The organism is Azotobacter salinestris (genome assembly GCF_009363155.1).
In the GTDB taxonomy this organism is placed as follows: Bacteria; Pseudomonadota; Gammaproteobacteria; order Pseudomonadales; family Pseudomonadaceae; genus Azotobacter; species Azotobacter salinestris.
Map to the genome: position 1 here is coordinate 856,197 of NZ_CP045302.1, position 21,673 is coordinate 877,869.

27 protein-coding genes and 7 pseudogenes are annotated in these 21,673 nt (G+C 61.4%); 12 read left to right on the forward strand and 22 right to left on the reverse strand.

Features of this window, described 5'->3' with window-relative positions:
* Window positions 1-200: 200 nt before the first annotated feature.
* The 8 genes and pseudogenes from GCU53_RS03990 to GCU53_RS04030 form a co-directional block, all read right to left on the reverse strand.
* A complete protein-coding gene (locus GCU53_RS03990; protein ID WP_152386472.1) occupies window positions 201-617 on the reverse strand; it encodes a hypothetical protein in 417 nt (138 codons plus the stop codon).
* Window positions 618-689: 72 nt separating this feature from the next.
* A complete protein-coding gene (locus GCU53_RS03995) occupies window positions 690-1,148 on the reverse strand; it encodes an Hsp20 family protein (RefSeq protein WP_152386473.1) in 459 nt (152 codons plus the stop codon).
* Window positions 1,149-1,959: 811 nt separating this feature from the next.
* Window positions 1,960-2,349, reverse strand: a complete 390-nt coding sequence (locus GCU53_RS04000) for a hypothetical protein (protein ID WP_208845439.1) — start codon at window positions 2,347-2,349, stop codon at window positions 1,960-1,962.
* Between the two features lie 563 nt (window positions 2,350-2,912).
* Complete coding sequence (locus GCU53_RS04005) at window positions 2,913-3,188, reverse strand: helix-turn-helix domain-containing protein (protein ID WP_152386474.1); 276 nt, start codon at window positions 3,186-3,188, stop codon at window positions 2,913-2,915.
* A 113-nt stretch (window positions 3,189-3,301) separates the two neighbouring features.
* Window positions 3,302-3,586, reverse strand: a complete 285-nt coding sequence (locus GCU53_RS04010; RefSeq protein WP_425278162.1) for a type II toxin-antitoxin system HicB family antitoxin — start codon at window positions 3,584-3,586, stop codon at window positions 3,302-3,304.
* 142 nt (window positions 3,587-3,728) lie between these two features.
* A pseudogene (locus GCU53_RS04020) lies at window positions 3,729-4,043 on the reverse strand (helix-turn-helix domain-containing protein).
* A gap of 11 nt (window positions 4,044-4,054) precedes the next feature.
* On the reverse strand, window positions 4,055-4,342 hold the full coding sequence (locus GCU53_RS04025; RefSeq protein ID WP_152386475.1) for a helix-turn-helix domain-containing protein: 288 nt from the start codon (window positions 4,340-4,342) through the stop codon (window positions 4,055-4,057).
* Window positions 4,343-4,347: 5 nt separating this feature from the next.
* Window positions 4,348-4,663, reverse strand: a pseudogene (locus GCU53_RS04030) (type II toxin-antitoxin system RelE/ParE family toxin).
* A 381-nt stretch (window positions 4,664-5,044) separates the two neighbouring features.
* Here GCU53_RS04030 and GCU53_RS04035 point away from each other — a divergent pair.
* On the forward strand, window positions 5,045-5,440 hold the full coding sequence (locus GCU53_RS04035; protein ID WP_152386477.1) for a hypothetical protein: 396 nt from the start codon (window positions 5,045-5,047) through the stop codon (window positions 5,438-5,440).
* A gap of 219 nt (window positions 5,441-5,659) precedes the next feature.
* Here the strand turns inward: GCU53_RS04035 and GCU53_RS04040 are convergent, their stop codons facing one another.
* The 5 genes and pseudogenes from GCU53_RS04040 to GCU53_RS04060 form a co-directional block, all read right to left on the reverse strand.
* Entirely contained in the window at window positions 5,660-6,049 is a 390-nt protein-coding gene (locus GCU53_RS04040; protein ID WP_152386478.1) for a hypothetical protein, read from the reverse strand.
* A 295-nt stretch (window positions 6,050-6,344) separates the two neighbouring features.
* On the reverse strand, window positions 6,345-6,788 hold the full coding sequence (locus GCU53_RS04045) for a holin family protein (protein ID WP_152386479.1): 444 nt from the start codon (window positions 6,786-6,788) through the stop codon (window positions 6,345-6,347).
* Between the two features lie 157 nt (window positions 6,789-6,945).
* Window positions 6,946-7,182 (reverse strand): hypothetical protein, encoded by a 237-nt coding sequence (locus tag GCU53_RS04050; protein WP_152386480.1) that lies wholly within the window; start codon window positions 7,180-7,182, stop codon window positions 6,946-6,948.
* A gap of 110 nt (window positions 7,183-7,292) precedes the next feature.
* A complete protein-coding gene (locus GCU53_RS04055; RefSeq protein WP_244307047.1) occupies window positions 7,293-8,579 on the reverse strand; it encodes a DMT family transporter in 1,287 nt (428 codons plus the stop codon).
* Window positions 8,576-9,979, reverse strand: a pseudogene (locus GCU53_RS04060) (virulence-associated E family protein); the annotation flags it as partial. The pseudogene GCU53_RS04060 and the gene GCU53_RS04055, both read right to left, overlap by 4 nt.
* 23 nt (window positions 9,980-10,002) lie before the next feature.
* On the opposite strand from GCU53_RS04060, the gene GCU53_RS25915 reads away from it, so the two are divergent.
* From GCU53_RS25915 to GCU53_RS04075, 3 genes are all read left to right on the forward strand, one after another.
* Window positions 10,003-10,125 carry a hypothetical protein gene (locus GCU53_RS25915; RefSeq protein WP_341873600.1) on the forward strand — a complete coding sequence of 41 codons (123 nt, stop codon included), beginning with the start codon at window positions 10,003-10,005 and terminating at the stop codon, window positions 10,123-10,125.
* The gene (locus tag GCU53_RS04070) at window positions 10,122-10,403 is read left to right on the forward strand and encodes a pyocin activator PrtN family protein (RefSeq protein WP_152386481.1); all 282 of its coding nucleotides are present in this window, start codon (window positions 10,122-10,124) and stop codon (window positions 10,401-10,403) included. Before GCU53_RS25915 ends, GCU53_RS04070 begins: the two co-directional genes overlap by 4 nt.
* 247 nt (window positions 10,404-10,650) lie before the next feature.
* Entirely contained in the window at window positions 10,651-10,962 is a 312-nt protein-coding gene (locus tag GCU53_RS04075; protein ID WP_152386482.1) for a hypothetical protein, read from the forward strand.
* A 71-nt stretch (window positions 10,963-11,033) separates the two neighbouring features.
* On the opposite strand, the pseudogene GCU53_RS04080 reads toward GCU53_RS04075, so the two are convergent.
* Window positions 11,034-12,158 (reverse strand): annotated as a pseudogene (locus GCU53_RS04080) (tyrosine-type recombinase/integrase).
* A gap of 306 nt (window positions 12,159-12,464) precedes the next feature.
* Here GCU53_RS04080 and GCU53_RS25920 point away from each other — a divergent pair.
* A pseudogene (locus tag GCU53_RS25920) lies at window positions 12,465-12,575 on the forward strand (transcriptional regulator); the annotation flags it as partial.
* Between the two features lie 219 nt (window positions 12,576-12,794).
* Here the strand turns inward: GCU53_RS25920 and GCU53_RS04090 are convergent.
* From GCU53_RS04090 to GCU53_RS25925, 5 genes and pseudogenes are all read right to left on the reverse strand, one after another.
* Window positions 12,795-13,172: a type II toxin-antitoxin system VapC family toxin gene (locus GCU53_RS04090; protein WP_152386483.1), complete on the reverse strand. Its 378-nt coding sequence runs from the start codon at window positions 13,170-13,172 to the stop codon at window positions 12,795-12,797.
* Window positions 13,169-13,414 (reverse strand): type II toxin-antitoxin system Phd/YefM family antitoxin, encoded by a 246-nt coding sequence (locus GCU53_RS04095; RefSeq protein WP_152386484.1) that lies wholly within the window; start codon window positions 13,412-13,414, stop codon window positions 13,169-13,171. The genes GCU53_RS04090 and GCU53_RS04095 overlap by 4 nt, the downstream gene beginning before the upstream one ends.
* 359 nt (window positions 13,415-13,773) lie before the next feature.
* On the reverse strand, window positions 13,774-13,896 hold the full coding sequence (locus GCU53_RS26470) for a hypothetical protein (protein WP_280115866.1): 123 nt from the start codon (window positions 13,894-13,896) through the stop codon (window positions 13,774-13,776).
* An 11-nt stretch (window positions 13,897-13,907) separates the two neighbouring features.
* Complete coding sequence (locus GCU53_RS04105) at window positions 13,908-14,195, reverse strand: helix-turn-helix domain-containing protein (RefSeq protein ID WP_152386485.1); 288 nt, start codon at window positions 14,193-14,195, stop codon at window positions 13,908-13,910.
* A 5-nt stretch (window positions 14,196-14,200) separates the two neighbouring features.
* Window positions 14,201-14,469, reverse strand: a pseudogene (locus tag GCU53_RS25925) (type II toxin-antitoxin system RelE/ParE family toxin).
* Here GCU53_RS25925 and GCU53_RS25670 point away from each other — a divergent pair.
* From GCU53_RS25670 to GCU53_RS04135, 6 genes and pseudogenes are all read left to right on the forward strand, one after another.
* Complete coding sequence (locus GCU53_RS25670) at window positions 14,350-14,649, forward strand: hypothetical protein (protein WP_208845440.1); 300 nt, start codon at window positions 14,350-14,352, stop codon at window positions 14,647-14,649. The pseudogene GCU53_RS25925 and the gene GCU53_RS25670 sit on opposite strands and share 120 nt — an antisense overlap.
* Window positions 14,650-14,675: 26 nt before the next feature.
* Complete coding sequence (locus GCU53_RS04115; RefSeq protein ID WP_152386486.1) at window positions 14,676-15,809, forward strand: XRE family transcriptional regulator; 1,134 nt, start codon at window positions 14,676-14,678, stop codon at window positions 15,807-15,809.
* Window positions 15,806-16,302: pseudogene (locus GCU53_RS04120) on the forward strand (DUF4411 family protein). The gene GCU53_RS04115 and the pseudogene GCU53_RS04120 overlap by 4 nt, the downstream one beginning before the upstream one ends.
* A 485-nt stretch (window positions 16,303-16,787) precedes the next feature.
* A complete protein-coding gene (locus tag GCU53_RS25405) occupies window positions 16,788-17,858 on the forward strand; it encodes a phage antirepressor N-terminal domain-containing protein (RefSeq protein ID WP_167520027.1) in 1,071 nt (356 codons plus the stop codon).
* A gap of 113 nt (window positions 17,859-17,971) precedes the next feature.
* Window positions 17,972-18,226: a type II toxin-antitoxin system HicA family toxin gene (locus tag GCU53_RS04130; RefSeq protein ID WP_152386487.1), complete on the forward strand. Its 255-nt coding sequence runs from the start codon at window positions 17,972-17,974 to the stop codon at window positions 18,224-18,226.
* Window positions 18,223-18,555 carry a type II toxin-antitoxin system HicB family antitoxin gene (locus tag GCU53_RS04135; RefSeq protein WP_152386488.1) on the forward strand — a complete coding sequence of 111 codons (333 nt, stop codon included), beginning with the start codon at window positions 18,223-18,225 and terminating at the stop codon, window positions 18,553-18,555. The genes GCU53_RS04130 and GCU53_RS04135 overlap by 4 nt, the downstream gene beginning before the upstream one ends.
* Window positions 18,556-18,760: 205 nt before the next feature.
* Here the strand turns inward: GCU53_RS04135 and GCU53_RS04140 are convergent, their stop codons facing one another.
* Genes GCU53_RS04140 through GCU53_RS04150 form a run of 3 tightly spaced genes read right to left on the reverse strand, consistent with a single transcriptional unit; the run spans window position 18,761 to window position 19,986 of the window.
* Complete coding sequence (locus GCU53_RS04140) at window positions 18,761-19,204, reverse strand: holin family protein (protein ID WP_152386489.1); 444 nt, start codon at window positions 19,202-19,204, stop codon at window positions 18,761-18,763.
* Entirely contained in the window at window positions 19,201-19,689 is a 489-nt protein-coding gene (locus tag GCU53_RS25930) for a hypothetical protein (protein ID WP_152386490.1), read from the reverse strand. The genes GCU53_RS04140 and GCU53_RS25930 overlap by 4 nt, the downstream gene beginning before the upstream one ends.
* Window positions 19,690-19,749: 60 nt before the next feature.
* Entirely contained in the window at window positions 19,750-19,986 is a 237-nt protein-coding gene (locus tag GCU53_RS04150) for a hypothetical protein (protein ID WP_152386491.1), read from the reverse strand.
* A gap of 298 nt (window positions 19,987-20,284) precedes the next feature.
* Here GCU53_RS04150 and GCU53_RS04155 point away from each other — a divergent pair, with 298 nt between their 5' ends.
* Complete coding sequence (locus tag GCU53_RS04155; protein ID WP_152386492.1) at window positions 20,285-21,649, forward strand: hypothetical protein; 1,365 nt, start codon at window positions 20,285-20,287, stop codon at window positions 21,647-21,649.
* Window positions 21,650-21,673 lie beyond the last annotated feature (24 nt).

The following is a 21,673-nucleotide window of genomic DNA, read 5'->3' on the forward strand; positions in this document are numbered from 1 at the left end:
CATAACGGAAGTGAGGGTCCTGAAGCACGGTAATCGCGCACTTTGGCGACTATCGGTTGGAGAGCCCACTATTCGACGCAGAAAGCCGAAGCGACATCGGCCTTGGCTTATCTTATAGGGCCTCGGCTTTTTGGGTAGTCTTGACGGTTTGCTGTACTGTCCCGCTCCTCGCGCCTCAAGGCCACCCCCGGCCTGTCCCGTCACGCCACCTTCTTCACCAGCTGCATCTCGCAGAACCTGGAGATGCCGGTCTCGGTGACCTGGCCGTCGGCCAGAAGCTCGGTTGGCGCTTCCAGGCGCAGATGCCCGGTACCGAATACCGGCAGTTTGCCGACAAGACCGAATTCAACCCCGCGCGGGCGCATATTGCTGCACAGAAACTGGTCGTTCAGAAAGCGATCCGAGGCGTCGGTGGTGGACTTGTGGTCGGCGAAGGCGTTCCGGAAGCCGCGCCCGCACATGGCCAGCCAGCCGCTGATGATGCCGCTGTCGGCGATGGCATCCTCGGCCTTGCACTCGGTCTCGACGATCCTGACGAGCGCTCCGGTAGCATCGATGTCAGTGCCATGGCGTGGCTTTGCTGCTCGATGCCGAACTGCTGATGCAGACGCAGCCATGGGAAAAGCCAGTCCGAAAATGCAGAAGGGATGCTTTCGCACCCCTTCCATTCACGCTGCCGTGACTCTAGATCAGTTCAACAAGGCCGGCTTGTCGCCCTGGCTGATCGCAATGCGCCTGGGCTTGGCTTCTTCCGGGATGACCCGTTCCAGCTCGATGCTCAGCAAGCCATTGGCCAGGTTGGCGCTCTTCACTTCGATATGGTCGGCCAGGTTGAACGACAGTTTGAAGCTGCGCTGGGCAATACCTTGATGCAGATAGATTACCGTTGGCGCTTCTTCGCCTTTCTCCGATACGTGTTTGGCACCGGACACGGTCAGTACACCCTGCTCGACTTGCACATCCAAGTCGGCTTCTTCGAAGCCTGCGATTGCAACTACGATGCGGTAGTTGTTTTCGCCATGCTTCTCGATGTTGTAGGGCGGATAAGTATTGCCGCTTTCATTGTGCAGTGCCGCCTCAAACAGATCATTGAAGCGATCGAACCCGACGGATTGGCGAAACAGGGGGGCCATGGCGAAAGTAGCCATATTCAATCTCCTGAAGATCAGCGAGTTTGACGAATCCGGGATCCGACTTCGGCATCCCGTACTTCCTAAATAGGGATCTGCAGATATGCTTCAAGGGCTGTGATCGAAAAATTCATTGAGTCTTTTGCGGACGGAGTTCCGCTCGGTACCCGGCACAGCCAGCTCGGCCTCCCGTCGCTTGATCCCGTTCCGGGCTAATGCTTCCGGTCGACGGTCGGGCTTTCTCGATAGACGACTTCGCGCCTGATCCTGATCTGTGCGGTATACCCAGTGCCGCCACCACTTGCGTTACGTGGCCGCGCCGTAATCGTCCCTCATTCCGGCTTCGGCGCTACAGCGGTTTTTCGAGCCTACAGTAGCATCGGATATTGAAAAGCCAGGCAAGAATGGGCCGAAACGACAGGAAATTCCCCAAAATGCCTGAAAAATCACACTCAAACCCAGCAACCACGCGCTCCGAGCCATCCCGCCGCTTCTGCGTTGCGCCGATGATGGATCGGCAGCATCGATCAAAAAATGGCTTTTAAAACAAGTAGTTAAAACAAGGGAAAATTTTCGCGTAGCAAAAATGTAGCACTGGCCCTGCAGGGCAGATGGAATCGGTGCAACAGGTGCTACAAGAACCGCCTCATCTTATCCCCTACTCGCACAACGGCGACTGGCTGTCGGGAGCGAGGTGGATGGCGTCTGGGGAGAAGGCAGGCGGCACAGCGAGGGCGTGGTTGCCGCGGGGAGAAGATGTGCAACAGGGACGTGCGGGGCGTCGCGGGGATCGGTGATGGTGGACAACCGGCGTTGTCCACCCTGCTCGTCAGCGGCCGTTGTAGGCGAAGGCTTCGGCAGTTTCGGGGGTCCAGCCGTAGGGACGCGGGCGGTTGCCGTAGATCACGACCTTGTCGCCTTCGGCGAAGACGTAGTTCGGCGAGCGGTATTCCTTCAGTTCGCCGCTGTCGGTGCGCACCAGGTAGATACGCTCGCTGGCGCCCAGGGCCTTCTGACCGGAGCCGCCGAACAGCACGCCGAGGCCTGCGCCGAGCACCGCACCGATCGGACCGCCGACGGAGCCGGCCATCATGCCGCTCATGCCGCCGGTGGCCTGCCCGGAGGTCTCGCTCGTTACTTCCCGGACGATTTCGGCAGCGTTAACAGTGCCGACAGTGAGCATGCCGATGGTCAGAGCCAGAATGCCGAACTTTTTCATGGCGGTTCCCCCAGAGCGAGACGAGCGGTCGTTACCAGTCGATTCAATCGAGACGAGGTGTGGCGCTGTTATCGCCGTTGTTTCGTCTCCCTTGGAGCAGAAATTACCGCTTCGACTGACATGGATCAATAAAATAATAGCCTTCTTATGCTTAAGGAGGGGGTCTCCTGAGGGCCGGCAAGACAGCGCCTCCAGCCGCGCGCTTTGCAAAAGATAGCCAACTAACTGATTTACAAAGAAAAGCCGGCCATATGGGACTTGCGTCCAACTCTTGAGAAACAGCTGGAATTTATGCGCCCTCTATTCCCCATGTCGAGAATAGCGATTCGGCAGGCGCGCCGACGCCCTCCTCTCATGCACGGCATCGCCAGCGACCGACTCCCCGGATCAAGCGGCGAGGCGGCTGGTGGGCAGGCACCTGGACTGGGAGTTGCCGGAGCACCGAGGTGGAAAAAGCTCGTTGAAACGGGCCTTGAGGTGGCGGAAGGTGCTGCAAGGTGGACAGGCGGAGCGTTGTCCACCCTTGCTGCCGGCTGGCAGAAGCTTTCGCCAGGGGCCAGGCGTCAGGGTCGCGCAACGCCTCGGGGGTGCTGGGCGACCACGCGCAGAAGGGTCCGTGCAGCGCCGGTAGGCTGCCGGCGGCCCTGCTCCCAGTCCTGCACGATATGCAGGCTGATGCCGAGCAATTCGGCGAAGGCATTCTGCGACAGACCGACCTTCGCGCGCGCCTCGGCAGCCGGAGTGAGCCTCACCTGAGTAGTGTGCGCCGCCTTGCCGGCCTTCATCTGGCAGACGGACTGGAGCAGGTCCGCCTGGAATTGCTCGAACTCTTTATCCATCGCCGATCGCCTCTTTCAGTTGCTTGCACATGGCCACGACATCAATGCCCAAGAACCGCCACAGCCATGGCTACGAGTGGGTCGCGCGTTCGAATACCTCGTCAGCCCACTGGTTAAGGGCCGGCCGCTTGTGCCGCGATGGTCGCGGCGGCATGCACCTCCGGGCGGATGCGCAGCATGATCTTGCCGGACGCCGGCTTGTCCGGGCTGATGCCCTGCTCGGCGCAGTCAGCCAGGTAATCGTCCACGGCCAGATGAAACTCGGTACGCAGCTCCGCAACCGAAGCGCCCTGGAAACTGATGATGTCACTCACGCCCAGCACACGACCGACGAAGATATCGTCTCGCTCGTCAAACTCGATGCGGGCGATGTAGCCCTTGTAGCTCATGCTGCTCATAGCTCGTCTCCCGTCCGCCGCAAGAGCTCGCGGAACGGCTGGCGTTCGCCGCGAACGATTTCGTCCATTTGCACGACGCTTTCCAGGAAGTCATCGAAAAACCTGCTCATGACGGTTACCTTGCCGCGCAGTGCCGAGCCACTCAACCCGACAGCACATCCCGGAATACGTCGGGGCGCTTGGCGGCTATATGCAGTAGCGAGCGCTCGGCGCCGGATGGAGTACGACGCCCCTGCTCCCACTCCTGCAGGGTGCGTACCGACACGCCCAGCAGCTCGGCGAACTTCGGCTGAGACAGCCCGGTTTTACTGCGTGCCTCGGCGGCTTCGGTCATGGCCACACGATGCACGGCACCATGGCGCCCGGCTTGACGTTAACGATGGCGGCCAGCAGTTCCTCGCCGATATTGCGCTTGCTTGGCGTCACGTTCGAGCAGCTCTTTCTCGGTCAGGGACATGGCTATGACCCTTAGTCCGCCAGCGCTCGAATGACGTGCTCCGGGTCATTGTGGATGGCGCGCAGCAGAGCCTTGGCCGGGCCGGTCGGTTCGCGACGGCCTTGCTCCCAGTTGCGCAGAGTGCCCAACTGCACATCGATCATCGCGGCAAACTTGGCCTGCGAAAGACCGGTGGCCTTGCGGATCTGCTTCACCTGCAAGGCATCCACGGTGAACTCGCGGGACGGCTGGCGTTCGCCGCGAACGATTTCGTCCATTTGCACGACGCTTTCCATGAGGTCGTCGGAAAACTTACTCATGATGGTTACCTCCACGTCTCGATGATGCATTTGAGCGCTTTGCGCTCGTCGGCAGTCAGGTCATCCTTCTCGTTCTTCGGATAGATCAGCAGCAGGGCGATCTGCGATTCCGAGACGAAGTGATAGTAGATAGCCTGGGAGCCATCCCGTTTTCCATGCCCCTTCGAGGCGACACGCACCTTTCGAATGCCTCCAGTGCCCTCGATGATATCGCCGACATCGGGGCGCTCGGCCAGCGCCTTCTGGAAGGCTGCGTAGCTGTCGTCATCCAGCAGCTCGCGCAGGCGCCTGGTAAATATGGGGGGTTTCGATGAATATCATGCGCGCAATGTACGCCATTGGCGCATACCGTACAGTATCACTGTACCAGTGGCGCCTCTACCTGCCAGCCTCCCGCGCGCCCCCGCCCTTCGGCAGCACGCCGCCCCAGCGCATCCGGGACATACCAAGTCCTGGGCGTTTCTGCCATCGGCTACACGATGCCACAGCACTGTACCGTTGACGCGGCACAGGCTCTGTCAAAACGCATCCAAACCGGGGCCAGCCCAGCCAGGATATCGCCTACTGCAAGAAGAAATTCCCCGACCTGATATGCCACGCCGTGCGGGTTGGTAAATGACGTGAGCAGACCTTGCTCTCTTGAAACACCGGCGACCGGTGGTGGATAGTGGCCGCTTTCTTACACTCGGCGAAAACATTCCCATGCAATTGATCAGAAGCATTCCCCTGCTGTTGTTCGTTTTCCTGGCTTACAACGCGGTCATGATGACCGGCACCGGCAACCTCGATGGCGTGCTGTTTCAAGGGACTTTGCTGTCCGGCGCACAATGGCTTTTCACCACTTCGGACTTGTTGTTGACGCTGGCCCTGGTCGCTCTGGGCGGCGAAGTAGTCAAGTCCACCCGCTCCGGCAATGCTTCGGTCATAGACCATGCCCTGTCCATGCTGCTGTTCGTGGCCTTCCTGGTGGAATTCATAGGCTATAGCGCGGCGGGGACTTCGACGTTCTTCCTCATGACCCTCATGTCTTTCATCGACGTGCTGGCTGGATTTACCGTCACCATTTCCTCCGCCCGGCGTGACGTAGGGTACAACTGACGGAAACCTGCTCCTGCCAGCGCCACCGTCCCCCGCTGCCGCCAAGCCGGCAACCTGGGGAAGCGCCAAGGCGAATACATAGCGTCCCCGAACATCCCCGAGAGCGGTTCCCACGCAGGAGCGTGGGAACCATCAAACCGCTGAATCGCGGGCACAAAAAAAGAGCCCCCGCCGGTGTGGTGGGGGCTCGGTGTTTCGACGCGTCGGCCGCTGCGGGGATCAGTGGCTGTTGTAGGCGAAGTCTTCGGCAGTCTCGGGGGTCCAGCCGTACGGACGAGGGCGGTTGCCGTGGATCACGACCTTGTCGCCTGCGGAGAAGACGTAGTTCGGCGAGCGGTATTCCTTGAGTTCGCCGCTGTCGGTGCGCACCAGGTAGATGCGCTCGCTGGCACCCACGGCCTTCTGACCGGAAGCGCCGAACAGTGCGCCAAAGCCTGCACCGAGCACCGCACCGATCGGACCGCCGATAGCGCCGGCCATCATGCCGTTCATACCGCCCGTGGCCTGGCCGGAGGTCTCGTCCGTCACTTCCCGGACGATTTCGGCGGCATTGACGGTGCCGACGGTGAGCATGCCGATGGCCAGAGCCAGAATTCCGAATTTTTTCATGGCGGTTCCCCCAGAGCGAGACGAGCGGTCGTTACCGGTCGATTCAATCGAGACGGGCTGTGGCGCCGTTATCGCCGTTTGTTCCGTCTTCCTTGAAACAAAAGCTAACAACTCCATTGACATGGATCAATAAAATAATCGCCTTCTTATGCTTAAGGAGGGGGTGCTTTCGAGAGGCGGCAAGACAGGCCCTCCGCCGCACCCTCCACAGGTGGCGGACAAGCGACTGATCTACAAGGAAAAGTCGGCAAAACTAGAACTTGCGTTCTATTCCTGATGCTTCGGCTCAACATCTTCACTTCGATGCGATCGTGCTCACCCGCTTCCAGCGATCGGCCGTGCGCAGCGTGCCGAGGCCGAGCATCCCGCACACCAGCTCGAACAGCACCTCGTCGAGCGAGGGCAGCGGCGGCACATCGGCGGCGCCGGCCACGGTCAGCAGCCACGGCAGCAGCGGCCTGACCAGGAACTCGTAGGCCAGGCCCGCCACGCAGACGTAGCCCGCCAGTGGCCTCCAGCCAGCCTGAAAGCCCGATTGGCTCGCCGCCTCCACCTCGTTGATCTTCGCCTGGGCCAGGCTGAGCTGCAGTTGAGCGTCCAGCTCTCTGAAAGCGCCCTCCTGCTGGAGCCTGAGCAGTTCGAGCTGGGCCTTGGCCTTCTGCTCGGGGTCGTGGATCAGCTTGTCGAGCAGGCCGGCGACGGTCGGCAGCAGTGCCGTGGCCGTAGACAGCAGGCTCATGCCAGCACCCCGCCCGCGGCGATGAACTGGGCGAGCAGGTCCAGGAAGGCGAGCACGTTGGCACCGCCAGCGACGGCGGCAGAGAGTCGGGCCATGGGTTTCCTCCAGGCAAAAAGAAGCCCGCGCGGGGCGGGCTCGGGATGGGATGAGGCGGCGCTCAGACTTCGATGTCGTACTGCGGCAGCTCCGGCGCCGGGCCGGTGATCTGGCCGTCGACGACGAAGGCCTTGCTGTCCACCGCCACGCCGGTGCCGCGGGCGGCGATCGGCACGCCGTTGCGCAGCTCGACGGTGCTGGTGCCGCTGGCGGTGTTCACCGCAGTAACGGTGCCGACGGCGCGCACGCCGCCGGGCAGCAGGCCGATGAATTTCTTCCAGGGGTTGACGGTGGCCATGGGGGTTCCGTTTTTTCGACATGAATCGAGAGGGCGTCAGTGGTACCGCTCGAGGCGCATGGTCTGGGTGACGCGGGCGGCCCCTACCTATCGCTGCGGCCGGCCCGGGTTCAGGTCGACAGCGCCGGCAGGATGACCAGCACGGCGCTGACGACGATGAGCAGCAGCCCGAGTTTTTCCCGGTGGGAGACCTGCTCCTTGAGCCAGTGATGCGACAGCAGGAGGGTGAAGAACACCTCGATCTGGCCCAGGGTCTTCACCAGTCCGACGTCTTCCAGGTTGACCGCGGTGAACCAGCACAGGGAGGCGATGGAGCTGGACAGGCTGATGCGGAAGACCAGCGAGGGACGTTTCCACAGCTTCCCCAGCGTCTGCGGGTCGCGCAGGGCCAGCCAGCCGGTCAGCGCCGCGACCTGGATGCTGATGGTCCACACCAACGCCCAGGCGGCGGTGTGCATGAAGGGCAGCTGCAACTGGTGGCAGGCATCGCGTACCCACAGGGTGGTCAGGGCGAAGCACAAGCCGCTCGCCAGGCCCAGCAGTAGGGTCGCGAGGTCCAGCGTGCCGGGTTCGCTGCGCCCTTTCATCAGCCAGACAGCCACCGAGCCGACCATGACGCCCAGCCAGCCGACCGGGCCGAGCAGGGCGCCGAAGAAGATCGAGCCCAGTACCGCCGCCAGCAGGGCTTCGCTCTTGGCCAGGCCAACGCCCGTGGCATAGCTGCGGCGCTGGAACAGCAGCACCATGAAGGCGGTGGCGAAGATCTGCGCGAAGGCGGCGGCCGCTACGTCGAAGACGAAACGGCCGCTGAACTGCGGCAGTTCGGCGGGGGCGCTGGCGTACAGCAGCACCAGGTAGAGCACGGCCAGCGGCAAGGCCCAGATGAAGCGCGCCAGGGTCACGCCCAGCGCATTCACTTCGCGGCTGAGCTGTTTCTGCTGGGCGTTGCGCAGTGCCTGGGTGAAGGCGGCGGCCAGGGTGAAGGGGATCCAGAGCATAGAGAGACCCGCGTGCAAAAACGGCACAGGGTCTGGCCCATTCGCTCGGGCGTCAAGTCCACTGGCCGGCTGGCCAGGGCAGGTGCCCATGTGGCCGACCATTGGGCCTTTGTCCCTGCTTCTGCGGGGTTTTCCCTTTCCGTCTGACCGGCAAGGAGCACTGATGTCGACCGAGCAGCACACGCTGGCGGACATGCCATTCTGGATGCTGGTTCCGGTCTCGATGTCGATGGCCGGGCTGTTCGACCCGCGCGAACGCTTGGTGGTCGGAACGATCACGCCCCGGTTGTCGATCAGGGTGCCGATGGTGCAGCGAACGTTGCCGGGGCCGGGGAAGGACTCGCGGATGGCCTGCTGCTTGGCCCAGGCGTGCAGCAGCTCGTCGATCTCCTTGATCAAAACGCCGTCTCCCTGGCCTTGGCCGCCGCTTCGGCCGCCTCGGCAGCGGCCGCCACCTTCCAGCTTTCCGGCCGCCGGTAGCCCCAGGGACGGATGCCGCTCTTGCGCGAGGCCGCCAGCCGCTCCCGTCGCCAGCCGAGGCGCTGCATGATGTGGCCGACGCGGATCTGCTCCGGCCGCCCCCAGTGGCCATAGTCCAGCTTCAGGGCATCCTGCAGGATGCGATCGGACGTGACGGTCTCGCCCGAGGCCGGGTCTTCGAGCCATTGGCGGATCGGGTACTCCCAGGCATCTACCGTGTAGCGGGCATCCTGCTGCTCGGCGAACTGCTCGGCCTCCTCCCGTGCCACCCACCAGCCCTCGCCGGCCTGGAAGCGGAACACCGCCTCGGCCCACAACTGGTCGCGCAGCTCGCGCAAGGCCTCCAGCTCCACCTTCTGGCAGGTCACCGGCCAGTAGCGGCGGTTGCCGGTGGTGTCCTTCAGGTATTCCTCCTGGTTGGTCGTGCCGGCGAAAACACACTGGCGTGGCACGTCCAGCACCCGGCGGCCGTAGCTCTCCCGGTAGGTATCGACGGACGCCGAGAAGAACTGCTTGGCCCGGGTCGACTCGGCCTTGTTGAAGCTGTCCAGCTCGCCCAGCTCGACGATCCACTTGCCGCGGATCACCTGGAAGCCGTCCTTGTCGCCCAGGTTGAACGGCGTATCCATGAACCACTCGCCGCCCAGGACCGACAGCGCCGTGGACTTGCCGGCGCCCTGCGCGCCTTCGAGGATCAGCACCGCATCCGCCTTGCAGCCCGGCCTCATCACCCGCGCCACCGCCGAGATCAGCCAGCGCTTGCCCACCTTCATGCTGTAGGGCGACAGCGGCACCCCGAAGATCAGATGCAGCCAGCTCTCCAGGCGCGCCACCCGGTCCCACTCCAGCCCCTGCAGATACTCCCGCACCGGGTGGAAGGCATGGTCGTTGGCGACCACGCTGACCGCCTCGACCACGCTGGCCGCCTTCACGCGCAGGTTGTACTGCTCGGCCAGCCACATCACCACCCGCGCATCGTCCAGACCGCTCCACTCCCCCCTCTCGCCGCCGCAGTTCGGCGCACGCAGCTTGACAAGCTTCAAGCTGAAGGCGTTGTAGCCGATCATCCCAGTCCAGCGCTCGTCGTTGCCCAGGATCAACGCCACATAGCGCGCCGGTCTCGCTGCGCTGCAGCGTCTTGCCCACCGGCAGCAGGTTGCCGGCGTCGAAGGTGATCGCCACCGCACAGCCGGTCGCCATGTGCAGGCTTGCGCCAGTGGCGTAACCCTCGCACACCAGCAGCGGCTCGCCCGGCTCCGGGTGCGGACCGATCAGATGGAGCGCCCCTCCTTCGTCATGCCGGCCGGCCAGTAGGTCTTGACTTGACGAGACGCTGCGCGCCATGTTCTTCCCAGTCGGCACCAGGCGCCCGCAGAGCCACCGGCTGACCGTACACATGGCCGGCAACGCCGTCCCACCGGTCGCGGGAACGGAGATCGTCAAGGCGCTGAAGGAGGCCGCATGAACACGATGTTTCTTCTGATGGCCCAGTACAACGGCCAGGCGATCATTCCGCTCGAACGGGTCTGCGAGGACTACTTCCGCCACCTGACCCCCGAGAAGTTTCTACGGAAAGCCATGGCCGGCGAGATCGACCTGCCGATCGTGAGGATGGAGGGGAGCCAGAAGGCGGCGCGGGGCGTGCATCTGGCCGATCTCGCGCGCTACTTGGATGCGCAGCACCAGAAGGCTGTGCTGGAGAACGACAAGTTGCAGGGGAGAGCCGTTCGAAAAGCCAGTTGACTCACGGGACTGTCAGGTCCCATTTCTGGAGCGGATCGATACGAATGCAGATCGGCGACTGCATGCTCTTCGCTACGCTGGCCTTGCTATAGTGAAGCCGTTCACAAAGTGCGCCAGAGGTATGCAAAGCATGTCCACGACTACGACCAGGCACAGCCCCCGACAGTCGCCGACAGCCTCTGGAACGCGCAATAGCGGATGGGGGCGCCCAGAAATTGCCGACAGCCCGGCTCCGCTGTCGACCATCATGACCATCACCCAGTTCAAGACACGCCTGGACAACATCATCCAGGACGCCAGGAGGGTGCTGGACGATCTCCATGCACGGCAATGGGGACGCTACAAACATCCGGAGAAGATTGTCGAGCGGCTGGATGCCCAGCTCAAACGTTGCATCGTGATGCGCAGCCTGCTGGAGCTCGGCATGTCCGACAGCGAGCTTTGCCAGTTCCAGCAGAATGAAATTGACTTCGTGCGCGGCGTCGAACTCTTTCTCGAACAGCTTGGTGCCCAACAGTTACGGGAAACACCAAATTCGAGGCTGACCGGTCTGATCTGAATTTCCGCCTGTATGCGGTGAACGGCAAGGCCCGACAGCGCCAGGGCCGGACTTTCCCCAAGCCCGGACAATCACGCTTCCGCTCTCGCCCCCAACGCTACCGGCGCCGCCATAATCCTCTCCAGCCACTTCCAGTCCCGATACGGATCACCGCGCCCATGCAGGTGCGTGTAGCGCCGCAGCGAATTCCAGTTGCGATGCCCGGATACGCTGGCGACCCGCGGAATGTCCCAGTCCATCTCGAACAGCCGACTGACGCCCTCGTGGCGGAGGTCGTGGAAGTGCAGGTCCTCGACCTGCAGGAACTTGCAGGCCCGCGTCCAGGATGCGGAGATCGAGTCCCCGTTGTACGGAAATATCTCCGGACAGCTGCGTGGCATGCTCTGCAGGATCGCCCAGGCCTCGTCCGGCAGATGGCACCGGACGTCGTTGCCGATCTTCTGCCCCGGGTTCTTCATGTCGCGGACCAGCACGGCCTGCCGGCGCTCGTCCAAGCCATCCCAGCGGATCCGCGTGATCTCCTCCTGCCGGCGCGTGGAGAACAGCGCGAAGGCCAGCACCTTCGGCATGTTGATCGAACTCGGCCGGCGCTGCTGCATCTCGAAGAAGTGCTCGAGCAGCCGGTCCAGTTCGTCTCCGGTCGGGCGCCGGTCGCGCTCGCTGCTGCGGCTCACCATGCCGAGCCTGCACAGCAGGCTTGCGCGCATCGCCCAGGGCATGCGGGTCCACCTCGTAGCCCCAGGCCGGCCTGGCCACCGAAAGGGCCGCGCCAAGATGGGCCAGGTCGTTGCTCAAGGTCTGCGGCTTGATGCCCCCGCCGGCCGGCTCCATGCACCACTGGGCATACTCGACCAGCCGCTGACTGGTCAGGTCCTAATCCATCGTCTCGCCCAGCCAGGTTTCCGAGATCGCTCGCAGCGTGGCCCGCTTGGTCTTGCCCAGCGGTCGGGTCTTCTCGTGCTCGTCCAGGTAGCGCTCGATCATTTTCCTGACCGTGGCGCCCTTGCGCCCGGCCCGCTCCAGCGCCCCCGGCACGGCCAGCTCGGTCTCCCGTCGCTTGATCCAGGCCTGCGCCGCCTGCTTTCGGTCGAAGGTCTGGCTTTCTTGGTAGACTCGCTCGCCAGCACGCATGATCCGAATCTGCGCCGTATATCCGTTGGTACCGTTCTTGCGGCGCCGCGCTTAATCGTGCCCATTCGATTTGCTACATGAGGTTTCTGGTTTGCGACGTTGTAGCAACGACACCTCAGAAATAAGCAAAACAGGCCAAAACGGCAGGAAACCAGACCTCTTAAAATGCCCGAAAAATCAAGCTCAAACCCAGCAACCACGCGCCCCGAGCCGTCCCGCCGCTTCTGCGTGGCGCCGATGATGGATTGGACGTATTTTTATTGAAAGCCTCTATATTCAAGGGCTACAGAGCGTTTGCACAAACTGCTTACCACTTTTTTACCACCAAGCTTTTCTAAGTCAGCGCGAAAGTAACGGCGAGCGAGATCGTTACCCTGTGCACATGGGAACAGGACAAGGCCAAGCCGAACGCCCAGGCCGCCGTTCTTATCAAGCTGGTCGAGCAGTACCCCGACATGGCCGAAAGACTGGCCGCGATCTGAGGCGCAATCCGGTAGGGTGGCAACTCGCGCAGCGATTGCCCACCGTTTGCATCGGCAGACGAGGCTGCACCGTTGTCTACCCTACGCGCTCGCTCTCTTGATACACCGGCGACCGCGCAGCGAAAAGCCTGAACCAATGGGTTGTCGATGCGCTGGACAGGGAGGTGCATGCCTGAGTCAAGCAGCGGCATGTTAATTACGTAGAGCGCCCTTCTTTCGTTAAATCAACACCGCCAATTCCGTATAAGCCGCTACCTTGCTGTCCGCCGTGAGTAGCTTCATGGGTTCGGCCTTGGCCACGGCTACCAACAGCCGATCAAAGGGGTCTTTGTGCAGGGGTTCAAGGCCCAGTAAGGCAAGGGTGTGTTCTGCGGTCACGGGTAATTCCTGGATGCCCAGGTTTTGGCATTCTTCAATGACCTGTTCGAGCTGAAGATCCAGTTTGCCGAGATTCTGCTTGATGGCCATCTCCCAGAAGGAGGCGGTGCTGATGTAAATCTCGCTGGCTTTGTCCAGTAGCTTACGGGCTTTGGGGGTCAGTCTGGGGTCGTCGATCAGTATCCAGATCAGGATATGGGTGTCGATTAACAGCCTCACGCCGAACCCTTGCCTTCAAAACCGGCCAAGGCTTCGCTGGGCAGTTCGGCATCGAAATCATCGGCTACGCGAATCTGACCTTTCAGGGTGCCGTAGCGCAGCCGGGCAGGCTTGCCAGCGGCCACAAGGCGGGCCATAGGGCGACCGTGCTTGGCAATGATGATTTCTTGTCCATCGCTGGCGGCATCCACAAGGCGGGATAGGTTGTTTTTGGCATCGGCCAGCGGGATGATTTCCATCATGCGCCCTATATTTGGCTAGATTTAGCCAAATATCATAGGAAGTCAGCGGATGGTTCGCAAGGCTCTGTTGCTGGTGCAGCGATTGGCGAAGGCCGATTCGAATTCGGGGCGCAGATCGGCGGTGTCGAGCAGAGCTATTAATCCGGCAATACGAAAGCACAAATAAGGCTCATACCAGTATCGGCATATATCCTTGATTTTCAAGGAGAAACCAAAATACAGAAAGTGCCCTATTGTATTGCCGGATTAATACGTAGCCGTAAGGTAGGTAACTCGCACAGCGACTACCCACCGTTTGCATCGGTAGACAAGGCTGCGCCGTTGTCTACCCTACTTGCTGCGTGCCCTGGCGGCTTCGGTCAGGGCCACACGATGCACGGCCCCTGGCGCCCGGCTTTGACGTCGACGATGGCGGCCAGCAATTCCTCGCCGATCTTGCGCTTGGCGTCACGCTCGAGCAGTTCCTTCTCGGTCAGGGACATGGTTATGCCCCTTAGCCCGCCAGTGCTCGAATGACGTGCTCCGGGTCATTGTGGATGGCGCGCAGCAGAGCCTTGGCCGGGCCGGTCGGTTCGCGGCGGCCTTGTTCCCAATTGCGCAGAGTGCCCACCTGCACATCGATCATCGCGGCAAACTTGGTCTGCGAAAGACCGGTGGCCTTGCGGATCTGCTTCACCTGCAAGGCGTCCACTGTGAACTCGCGGGACGGTTGGCGTTCGCCGCGAACGATTTCGTCCATTTGCACGACGCTTTCCATGAGGTCGTCGAAAAACTTACTCATGATGGTTACCTCCACGTCTCGATGATGCGTTTGAGCGCTTTGCGCTCGTCGGCAGTCAGGTCATCCTTCTCGTTCTTCGGATAGATCAGCAGCAGGGCGATCTGCGATTCCGAGATGAAGTGATAGTAGATAACCCGGGGCCACCCCGTTTTCCATGCCCCTTCGAGGCGACACGCACCTTCCGAATGCCTCCAGTGCCCTCGATGACATCGCCGACATCGGGGCGCTCGGCCAGCGCCTTCTGGAAGGCTGCGTAGCTGTCGTCATCCAGCAACTCGCGCAGACGCCTGGCAAGAAGAAATTCCCCGACCTGGTCTGCCGTGCCGTTTCCGCGCAGTTCATGAGCGACGACCGGATCGCCATGTTCGAACTCACCGTGCAGGACGGCGAAGTCAAGGCCCAAGCAAAAGCAGTGAAGCAGGCCATAGGACATATAGCCATCTGGACGTCCTAATAGCCACTCACCTATCCTTACACACCATGAGCCAGGCACTGATAAACCCCCAGATCCTGACTTGGTCTCGCCTCAGAGCGGGGCTGAGCGAAATGGACGTCGCCAGCAAGCTTCCCGTGAAAGCCGAAAAGGTTTCTGAATGGGAGGCCGGCGAGAGTCGCCCTACATTCAAGCAAGCCCAGAAGTGGGCCACCCTCGCGCACATTCCGTTCGGATTCCTCTTCCTTCGCGAACCACCCGTTGAGAAATTGCCGCTGCCGGACCTGCGAACCGTAGAAGGAATGGCCTCCAGCGAGCCCAGTCTCGACCTGCTGGACACCGTCAAGGACGTACTGCGCAAGCAGGACTGGTATATCGAATACCTGCAGGATCACGAGCGTGAGCGTCTGCCCTTCGTCGGTCGCTACAGCACCCGTGCCCCCGCGAAAGAAGTGGTGGCCGACATCCGCCAGACCCTTGGTGTAAATGCCGACGCCAGGCGCCTCGACTACGAGAACTACATGCGCACGCTGATCGAGGCGGCCGAAGCAGCCGGTATCCTCGTCATGCGCAGTGGTATCGCTGTGGGCAACACCCATCGCAAGCTGAACGTCGGCGAATTCCGAGGCTTCGCAATCAGCAACGCACTGGCTCCAGTCGTCTTCATCAACAGTGCCGACGCCCCCAGTGCCCGCCTCTTCACCCTCATGCACGAGCTGGCCCATATCTGGATCGGCAGCAGCGGCATCTCCGATGGCAACACCACCGGCGGCCGGCGGGAAGAGACTTTCTGCAACGCCGTGGCTGGCGAATTCCTCGTGCCGGAAGACAGCTTCCGCGCCCTGTGGAACAGCGACATTCCATGGGAAGACAACCTCGCCCCACTGGCCAGCCACTACCATGTCAGCCCCTTGGTGATTGGTCGGCGCGCCCGCGACCTCGGCTATATCGGCAACGACCAGTATGGCGCCTACTACCGCCGCATACTCAAGGCCTTCCAGAACAAGGAAGGTGGCGGCGGTGATTACTACCGCACCGCCACAGCCAAAAACAGCACTCGCTTCAGCAACGCCGTAATTGCCGAGGCCCGTAGCGGGCGCTTACTGCTGCGCGATGCCGGAAAATTGCTCGGAGTGCAACCCGCCAAACTCAGGACCTACGCCAGCAAACTCACGGAATGAAGCATTTACTCGACGCCAATACCCTCATCGAAGCCAAAAACCGTTATTACGGCATGAGCATCTGCCCCGGCTTCTGGGAATGGCTAAAACTCCAGCACCAAGCGCATGAACTGGCCAGCATTTCCTTGGTGGGCGACGAGCTAAAGAAAGGCAATGATGAGCTGGCCGAATGGGCAAAGAATTACCCTACCCTCTTTCATGACGTGACTGACGAGAATACCCAGGAAGCTTTCGGGATGATCGTCACTGCGCTGGCCGAACAGGCATCAATGATGAAAACTGGGGCACTGGATGACTTTTTGGAGGGCGCCGATCCATGGCTGATTGCCAAGGCCATGACCACTGGTGCATCTGTGGTGACGCACGAAGTCTACAACCCTGACATTAAGCGCAAGTTCAGCATCCGAACGTGTGCAAGCAGTTCAATGTGCCCTTCATGAATACCTTCGAGCTGTTACATAAGCTCGAAGCGCAGTTCGTCCTGCCGGGCTAAGCTCTGCCACCAAGAGGTTGGAGCAAATCGTCCTATCGCTGGTGGACCTAGTGGGGCTGGTGGACAAGCAAAGCGTTGTCCACCCTCGCTGACCGACAAGGACTATGATAGCCATCCTAATAGCCACCCTGCCGAACGGTAGGCGGGCCGGTTAAGTTGACACAACCTCATCCGTAACTGCCCGCCGGCCCAGCGATACCCGACCTTCCCTCCATTGACTCCCACCACCTCCCCCGCTACCTTTCCTCCGTCGCTGTAAATCCAGCGACCTGGGCTTGGCGGCCCGGAACTCCGAGGCGGTCACGAAACCGCTGCTTACAAGCGGTTTTTTTGTGCCCGCGACATGGCTGCACCCGTTATGGGCGGGCCGTGTGTGGGGAGCCTTCGGGCTCCGCCGGTCCTAGCCCGGTCCGCCAACCCGCACGGTTCCGCTCACCCATCTTGGCGGATGGGGAGCGGTTCATCAGAACTGCTAGGACAATCCCATGCCGAATATCATCACCCAGCCCGCCAGCATTGACTTCCACGGGCAAGCACTTACCGTCATCACGGGTCCAGCAGGCGAACATCTTGTCGCCATGCGCCCTATCTGCGAAGCCATCGGCCTGAGCTGGCAATCACAGTACAACCGTATTCAGCGCCACCCTGTACTTTCGACCTGCGTAGTCATGATGAATACGCAGGTACCCGGCGACGACCAGCACCGCGAACTCGTCTGCCTCCCCCTCGACTACCTCAACGGCTGGCTGTTCGGCGTGGATGCCTCCCGCGTCAAACCCGAGATCCGCGAGCGTCTGGTGCAGTACCAGCGCGAATGCTTCGCTGCCCTCGCCGCCTACTGGCAGCAGGGCGAGGCCGTCCGGCCGCGCGCGGCCCTGCCGGCCGGCGGCACCGCCGCGCCACTGCGCCTGACCTACAACGACCGCCACTTCCGCATCGTGCCCGTCGGCACCGAGGTCTGGTTCGTCGCTGCCGACGTGGCCAGCGCCGTCGGCCTGCGCGACTCCTATGCCGCCACCCGCCACCTGCGGCCCGAGCACAAGGCCGCTCTCCCGGTCGGTCGGCAGACGCTCAACGTCATCAGCCGGGCCGGGCTGGAACTCGCCCTGCTGCACACCAACCCCGAGCGGGTGGTGCCCTTTCGCGCCTGGCTGGCCGAGGCGCTGAATCTGCTGCCCACCACCATCGCGGCACCCGAACCGGAGCGCCCGCCCGTGGCCAGCCTGAGCCAGGAGGTGCGCGACTTCACCTTCGACTACCTGGACCGCTGCCGTCAGGCCGTGCTCGATGCCGGCGGCAGCCTGCCGGAATGGGACCGCGAGACCGACCAGCGCATCTCCGACAACATGGCCGCCCTGCTCATCCGCGACAAACGCTGGGTGCTGACCTTCGACGACAGGGGCGAGCCGCAGCTCCGGGCCATCCCCAGCGGGGCCGACGTCTTCACCCCCGAATCACTGCTGAACTGGATCCGCAACCCCTTCGGCGCCCACCGCGATTTCCTGCCGACCATGCTGCAGGCCATCGGCGAACGCCTCTCCAGCTCCCACCGCTGAGTCGCAGTCCTGTAGGGCGGGCGCTGCCCGCCCCCGTTCGCAGGTCAGCGCTGCCGCCGGCTCTCCCACCGGCAGGCATTGCTGGGTCTTGGGCGGTATCACAAACTGATACCATGAACAGCGAGCAACGCAGCACACTCGAAGCCATCTTCTCGAAGCCGGCTCCGGCCTCCCTGGAGTGGGCGCGGATCGAGTCCCTATTCGTGGCGGCTGGTGCCAAGGTCGTCGAAGGAAACGGATCGAGAGTCCGTTTCGAGCTGAATGGCGTGATCGCCACCTTTCATCGACCGCACCCGGACACGGAGGCCAAGCCATACCAGGTGCGCGACGCAAGAGCCTTCCTCGAGAAAGCAGGGATAACGCCATGAACGTGATGAACTACAAGGGCTATTCGGCCCGCATCGAATACAGCGACGAAGATAAACTGCTTGTCGGACATATCGTCGGGATCAACGATGTCGTCGGCTTTCACGGCGAGTCCATCCCCGAGCTTCGCGGCGCATTCGAGGAAGCGGTAGACGACTACCTTGAAACCTGCGCCAAGCTGGGTCGTGCCCCGCAAAAGCCATACTCCGGCAAATTAAGCCTGCGCATGGCCCCCGAGTTGCACGCCTCCATCTCCGCCAAAGCCATGCTCTCGAACAAAAGCATCAACCAGTGGGTTGTCGACGTACTGAATCGAGAGGCGCACGCGTGAATACCAGCCATCGAGGGGCCGACGTCTTCACCCCGAGTCGCTGCTGAACTGGATCCGCAACCCCTTCGGCATCCACCGCGATTTCCTGCCGCCCATGCTGCAGGCCATCGGCGAACGCCTCTCCAGCTCCCACCGCTGAATCGCAGGCACAAAAAAAGAGCCCCTGCCGGGATGGCAGGGGCTCGGCATCTTGACCCGATATCGTTCACTTCGGCGCGATCGCGCTCACCCGCTGCCGCCGCTCCAGCGTTCGCAGCGTCCCGAGGCCGAGCATTCCGAACAGCAGCTCGAAGAGCACGTCGTCGAGCGACGGCAGCGGCGGCACGTTTTGCACGCCGGCCACCGTCAGCACCCAGGGCAGCAGCGGGCGCAGCAGAAACTCATAGGCCAGTCCGCCGACGCAGACATAGCCGGCCAGAGGCCGCCAGCCCGACTTGAATGCGGACTGGCTCTGCGCCTCGATCTCGTTGATCTTCGCCTGGGCAAGCCCGTTCTGGAGCGCCGCATCCAGCTCCCGGAACGCCCCGTCCTGCTGCAGCCTGAGCAGTTCCAGCTGCGCCTGGACCTTGGCCTGCGGGTCTGGGATGACGCGGTCGAGCAAGCCGGCGACGGTCGGCAGCAGCGCCGTGGCAGCAGCGAGCAGGGTCATGCCGGCACCCCGCCGGCCAGCGCATCCATGGCCTGCGCGTAGCAGGCATCCCAGCGGTTACGGTGGGGCTTGCCGGGCCTCCAGGTGCGCAGGTACAGGTCCCACGATTTCCCCACCTCGCCCACCGCCGGCAGCGGCGCCGGATCGGTCCACAGCAGCAGGCGGGCGAAGGCGGCGGCGAGGATGTCGTCGTGCTCGAGCGCGGCATAAACGACAGCAGACGACGGCGCAACGCCGCGCGCCTCGCAGACCGCCAACGCATGCTGCCGACTCAGCGGGTGCAACAACACGCCGCGCACGCCGCCGCCCTGCTCGAACTGCCAGAGGCCACGGGCCGGCCCGCCGACCTGCCGGCGATGGGCAAGGCCGGACTCCTGCAGCCCGATCGCCAGCAGCATGGCCTCGGCCTGGGGGCTGTTCATGCGCGCAGGCAGCAGCGCGAGCGCCGGGGCGATGGCCGCGGCGCGGATCTCGGATAGCAGCATGGGATCTCCAGAAATGAAAAAGCCCGCACGCGGCGGGCTCGGGTTGGGATGGGGTTACGCTCAGACTTCGATGTCGTACTGCGGCAGCTCCGGCGCCGGGCCGACGAGTTGGCCGTCGACGACGAAGGCCTTGCCGCCTATTGCCACGCCGGTGCCGCGGGCGGCGATCGACACGCCGTTGCGCAGCTCGACGGTGCTGGTGCCGCTGGCGGTGTCGACGGCGGTCACGGTGCCGACGGCGCGCACGCCGCCGGGCAGCAGGCCGATGAATTTCTTCCAGGGGTTGACGGTGGCCATTTCGGTTCCTGCGATTGGCGGGTTGCACCTGCCCTACAGGGCGGGTGCAACCCGCCGGTCAATGGTGGAGCTCGAGGCGCACGGTCTGGGTGATGCGGACCACATCGGTGCTACTGAACAGGTCGTCGTAGACGTCCGGTGCGGACTCTCGCCAACGGTGCTTACCAGAACAGGAAAGCACCGTTCAAAACTCCCCAAAATAGAAAATTAACTATGATTCTCTTGGAAGGTTGGGCAGTAAAACAATCGAAAATCATGCAGTAAACAAGGAACATGCCACCTCACACAGGGAACCACAATGAAAAAACAAGCAATAACACTCAGCACCTTACTATTGCTGCACGGATGCTCGGGGAATGAAGTAAAGCCATCACCTCCCCCAGCCAGAGCGATGAGTGATTACGACATAAACACCATCTACCCGCCACGCGAGGATCTTTTCATAGGCGATATATACGCAAACATTTACACTCCAAACTGCAATGCAACTCTGGATAACAATGAATGCACCTTTACGTCAATAAGAATCGCCAGGATACCTATCGAAAACATCAGTAAAATGACCCCCAACCAGCACGACAATACCCAGCCACTTGCCCCAGAAGAAAATGGATGCCAGCTCAAGGAGATAAAAGAAACAGACCAGAAAGACAACACAAAAAAATATCTACCATCAAAAGAGTGCTTCACAAGAGACACTATCGACCCATCAGACTCATATCAACACTTAAAGCAAATAGCCTTCCCTAACTTCTATAAGCACACGGGGAACTCGTCACAAGCCTCAACTGCAATCCTGGCCAAAATTCTCCCCAAGGCAGGCATAGGCATAAACAACATAAAAGAATATAGCGTAGCGATCCCCACCGCACGGTACTATTCGGTCAACCCATTTGAAATACTTGATGCACTACAAAACCTTCCACCCGAGCAAAGTCAAAAACTGCAACAAGTAAAAGACTACAAGGAAATGGTCTGCAGCCAGTGCAAGACAAAAATATTCATCCCATATCAAATATATTACACAAGAGAGCTTGACATCACCTACAAGGGAGAGTTCTTTGCCAATAGAAAATATAGCCAAACAATAACCCCCAACAAACCCAGGGTATTATACACACCGCCAACAGACACCAATGACAGCACGAACACATCAAGCGCAGCACTTATCGAAGAGAATAGCTTTGGCGTAACAACAACCCTAAGCCACGCCTCAACGGGAGACATAGGCGTAAGGCAAGTTTTCGATACTCCAATGGCGATTGGTTACAAAGGATTTGTCTACGACGATCATGAGGAAATAAAAAATAGACTGGCTGCCCATCACAAAAACTCCTACGAGCAACCTACTGTAACCGCACCCGAAAAATCCCCCCCATCCAGCGTTGTTGAAGAACGCTCGGATGAATCATTCAAAGCCGCTGACGATGTCTACTTCGCTGACAGTGGCGACGGTACGGACACCGCCGAACAGGAAACGGCTAACGCAGATCACTCGGAATCCGTTACCGACGGCGCGGACACCACCGAACAGGAAGCGGCTGACGCAGATCACTCGGAATCCGTTACCGACGGCGCGGACACCACCGAACAGGAAACGGCTGACGCAGATCACTCGGAATCCGTTACCGACGGCGCAGATATTAATCCGGCAATACAATAGGGCACTTTCTGTATTTTGGTTTCT

What these genes read in the sequence shown, in the direction of transcription:
- GCU53_RS04010 (WP_425278162.1), bottom strand. Translation starts at nt 3,586, where the DNA reads ATGAGCAGCATGAGCTACAAGGGCTACATCGCCCGCATCGAGTTTGAC.
- GCU53_RS03995 (WP_152386473.1), bottom strand. Translation starts at nt 1,148, where the DNA reads ATGGCTACTTTCGCCATGGCCCCCCTGTTTCGCCAATCCGTCGGGTTC.
- GCU53_RS04025 (WP_152386475.1), bottom strand. Translation starts at nt 4,342, where the DNA reads ATGAGTAAGTTTTCCGACGACCTCATGGAAAGCGTCGTGCAAATGGAC.
- GCU53_RS25915 (WP_341873600.1), top strand. Translation starts at nt 10,003, where the DNA reads ATGTTCTTCCCAGTCGGCACCAGGCGCCCGCAGAGCCACCGGCTGACC.
- GCU53_RS04135 (WP_152386488.1), top strand. Translation starts at nt 18,223, where the DNA reads ATGAACGTGATGAACTACAAGGGCTATTCGGCCCGCATCGAATACAGC.
- GCU53_RS04130 (WP_152386487.1), top strand. Translation starts at nt 17,972, where the DNA reads ATGAACAGCGAGCAACGCAGCACACTCGAAGCCATCTTCTCGAAGCCG.
- GCU53_RS04005 (WP_152386474.1), bottom strand. Translation starts at nt 3,188, where the DNA reads ATGGATAAAGAGTTCGAGCAATTCCAGGCGGACCTGCTCCAGTCCGTC.
- GCU53_RS04070 (WP_152386481.1), top strand. Translation starts at nt 10,122, where the DNA reads ATGAACACGATGTTTCTTCTGATGGCCCAGTACAACGGCCAGGCGATC.
- GCU53_RS25930 (WP_152386490.1), bottom strand. Translation starts at nt 19,689, where the DNA reads ATGCTGCTATCCGAGATCCGCGCCGCGGCCATCGCCCCGGCGCTCGCG.
- GCU53_RS25670 (WP_208845440.1), top strand. Translation starts at nt 14,350, where the DNA reads ATGCCCCTTCGAGGCGACACGCACCTTCCGAATGCCTCCAGTGCCCTC.
- GCU53_RS03990 (WP_152386472.1), bottom strand. Translation starts at nt 617, where the DNA reads ATGGCTGCGTCTGCATCAGCAGTTCGGCATCGAGCAGCAAAGCCACGC.
- GCU53_RS04155 (WP_152386492.1), top strand. Translation starts at nt 20,285, where the DNA reads ATGAAAAAACAAGCAATAACACTCAGCACCTTACTATTGCTGCACGGA.
- GCU53_RS04050 (WP_152386480.1), bottom strand. Translation starts at nt 7,182, where the DNA reads ATGGCCACCGTCAACCCCTGGAAGAAATTCATCGGCCTGCTGCCCGGC.
- GCU53_RS04105 (WP_152386485.1), bottom strand. Translation starts at nt 14,195, where the DNA reads ATGAGTAAGTTTTTCGACGACCTCATGGAAAGCGTCGTGCAAATGGAC.
- GCU53_RS04150 (WP_152386491.1), bottom strand. Translation starts at nt 19,986, where the DNA reads ATGGCCACCGTCAACCCCTGGAAGAAATTCATCGGCCTGCTGCCCGGC.
- GCU53_RS04095 (WP_152386484.1), bottom strand. Translation starts at nt 13,414, where the DNA reads ATGATGGAAATCATCCCGCTGGCCGATGCCAAAAACAACCTATCCCGC.
- GCU53_RS04045 (WP_152386479.1), bottom strand. Translation starts at nt 6,788, where the DNA reads ATGAGCCTGCTGTCTACGGCCACGGCACTGCTGCCGACCGTCGCCGGC.
- GCU53_RS04115 (WP_152386486.1), top strand. Translation starts at nt 14,676, where the DNA reads ATGAGCCAGGCACTGATAAACCCCCAGATCCTGACTTGGTCTCGCCTC.
- GCU53_RS04040 (WP_152386478.1), bottom strand. Translation starts at nt 6,049, where the DNA reads ATGAAAAAATTCGGAATTCTGGCTCTGGCCATCGGCATGCTCACCGTC.
- GCU53_RS25405 (WP_167520027.1), top strand. Translation starts at nt 16,788, where the DNA reads ATGCCGAATATCATCACCCAGCCCGCCAGCATTGACTTCCACGGGCAA.
- GCU53_RS04140 (WP_152386489.1), bottom strand. Translation starts at nt 19,204, where the DNA reads ATGACCCTGCTCGCTGCTGCCACGGCGCTGCTGCCGACCGTCGCCGGC.
- GCU53_RS04000 (WP_208845439.1), bottom strand. Translation starts at nt 2,349, where the DNA reads ATGAAAAAGTTCGGCATTCTGGCTCTGACCATCGGCATGCTCACTGTC.
- GCU53_RS26470 (WP_280115866.1), bottom strand. Translation starts at nt 13,896, where the DNA reads ATGTCCCTGACCGAGAAGGAACTGCTCGAGCGTGACGCCAAGCGCAAG.
- GCU53_RS04035 (WP_152386477.1), top strand. Translation starts at nt 5,045, where the DNA reads ATGCAATTGATCAGAAGCATTCCCCTGCTGTTGTTCGTTTTCCTGGCT.
- GCU53_RS04075 (WP_152386482.1), top strand. Translation starts at nt 10,651, where the DNA reads ATGACCATCACCCAGTTCAAGACACGCCTGGACAACATCATCCAGGAC.